Origin of the sequence: Streptomyces sp. WM4235 (assembly GCF_001279725.1) — a bacterium.
GTDB lineage: Bacteria > Actinomycetota > Actinomycetes > Streptomycetales > Streptomycetaceae > Streptomyces.
In genome coordinates, this window is sequence record NZ_LGDE01000149.1 from 1 (window position 1) to 2,297 (window position 2,297).

General features: G+C 71.7%; 1 protein-coding gene and 1 pseudogene. Both read left to right on the plus strand.

Going from position 1 to position 2,297, the window contains the following annotated elements; translation table 11 throughout:
- The first annotated feature begins 98 nt into the window (after window positions 1-98).
- Window positions 99-953: a phosphoadenosine phosphosulfate reductase family protein gene (locus ADK55_RS13765; RefSeq protein ID WP_053678513.1), complete on the plus strand. Its 855-nt coding sequence runs from the start codon at window positions 99-101 to the stop codon at window positions 951-953.
- A 122-nt stretch (window positions 954-1,075) separates the two neighbouring features.
- Window positions 1,076-2,297: pseudogene (locus ADK55_RS13770) on the plus strand (hypothetical protein); the annotation flags it as partial.

Here is a 2,297-nt window from a genome sequence, read left to right on the forward strand (position 1 = left end):
CCCCGGAAACGCCCCTCCCCCAGCCGGACCGGGCCAGAGAACCGCGCCCCAGCCCGCCCGGAGCCCCGCCCCCTACCTCACGACCAGGAGAGCACCCCATGCGCAACCTTCCGCCCTGCGCCGCCGCATGCGCCGCAGCACAACTCCAACGCCCCGCCCGGCCGCCGGCCGGCCCGGAAACCGCCGAGTTCAACTGGGACGCCCACGACATCGTGATCATCGGCAACAGCGGCGGCAAAGACTCCGGCGCCACCGTTCACGAGGTGTGCACGCAAGCCGACGCCGCCGGCCAACTCCACAAGATCCGGGTCCTCCACTGCGACCTCGGACGCACCACCCGAGGACACCTGGTCGAATGGCCCGGCGCCCTGGAAGTCGCCCGCGCGCACGCCGAGCTCTACGGCGTCCCCTTCGCCGTCCGACGCAGCACCCGATGGAACTCTCTCTGGGACCAGATCCGCACCCGCGGACGCTGGCCCGGATTCTTCGCCCGGTACTGCACCAGCGAGAAGACCAGCGTGGGACGCGACTACGTCGACGAGGTCGGCGCTGAACTCCAGCTCTCACGCCCGCCCCGCGCCGGCTACGCCATGGGCATGCGCGCCGAGGAATCCGCCGCCCGCGCGAAGAAGCCCACCATCGAGCGACACCGGATGACCGGCGAAGGCACCTTGCGCACCGTCACCACATGGCTTCCGATCCACCAGCTCACCACCGAGCAGGTCTGGAAGATCCACCGCGACAACGCCATCCCCCACCACCAGGCCTACGACCAGGGCATGCGCCGCCTCAGCTGCCGCGCCTGCCCCCTCGCCCACACCGACGACCTGATCCGCTCCGCCCAGCTCAACCCCGAACTCTTCGGCGAGTACGCCGACGCCGAAACCGCCATGGGCCAGCCGTTCAAAACGAACATCACCCTCCGGGAAATCCTCGAACGTGCCCGAAGCTGACCCCCCCGCACGGCAAGAGCCGGCTGCCCTGGCGGGGCGCAGAGACCCCACCCCGCCCGGGCGGCCCCATCAAGGCCTGCCAGGCAGGCCCACCCGCACCAACCTCACCCGCAGGAAAGGGCATGATCCACACCGAAGAACGTCCCGTCACCGAGGACTCCCCGTCGCGGCCGCGCACCTGCATCCGCGTCGCCCGCACCGCCGCCGCGCTCGCCGAAGCCGCCGCCGACGAGGCGATGTACGCCGTCTGCCGGAGCCGCTCCGGCAACACCACCCGCCTCGACCAGATCATGCACGCCGCCCACAAAGAGGCGTGCCAAGCACGAAAGTTCGCGAACTGGACAGCCGAATGGGAGACCGGCGACGTCGCCGAACACGCCGTCATCGGCTACGCCGGCGGCGCCGTCGACGCGGCGATCCGCGCGCAAGCCGCCGCCGGCGTCGAAGTCACCGCGGCCGCACTGCGCGCCGAGCTCGAACGGCCGTTGACCGCGGTCGAACTCGCCGAGCGCGAGAACGAGCGCCGCCGCGCCGCCGCCCAGGAAGAAGCCGAGCAGAAAGCGGCGACCGGCATCCACCAGAACAACCGCCGGTACGCCGACAGGAACCGCTGGTTCGCCAAGGGCTATGTGCCCGAGCTCGGCTGGACGGCCGGACACGTCCGAGTGCTGGAAGCCGCCGCCGACGGGCGCCTGTACTGGCGAGGCCGCCAAGCCTGGAGAGCAGCACGACCCGGACAGTGGACCGGCGGCCGCAAGATCAGCCGCGAACGAACCGACGCGCTGTACGGGGCACGGTTCCTCACCGCCGTTCTGCAGGCCGACGGAACCCGCGTACTCACCCCCAGCCCAATGGGCGCCGTCGCGCTGGAATACGCGCGGCTGCACCCCGCCGGCCTCCACGAAAACGACCGGGCCGCCTACGAAGCCCGCTACGCAACCGTCGCCAAACGACACAAACGCCGCGACGACAAGCAGGCCGCCGCCCGCCGCCTGCCCCCACTCGACCCCTCCGCGATGCGCGCCTACCGGCGGCCGGTCACCCTCGCCGAACAAGAGGTCGCGGCGCAGGAGAGCGCCGAGCAGCGCGCCGCGACCGAGCAATGGGACAACGAGGGCGGACACTGCCCCGACATGCCGACACCCCGATCCACCACGACCCGAACCACCGACACCCGACGGGCCCGCGAGTACCAGACCGGGCAGGTCGACCCCGCGGCAAGAGCCATCGCCGGGCGAACCGACCCGATCCACCACGCCCCCCACCAACAGTTGGACCTATGGCCGCGCGAGAACCCCGGCCCCGTCCGCAGACCCCGACGAGCCCCCCGGCGCAGGTCTCGGC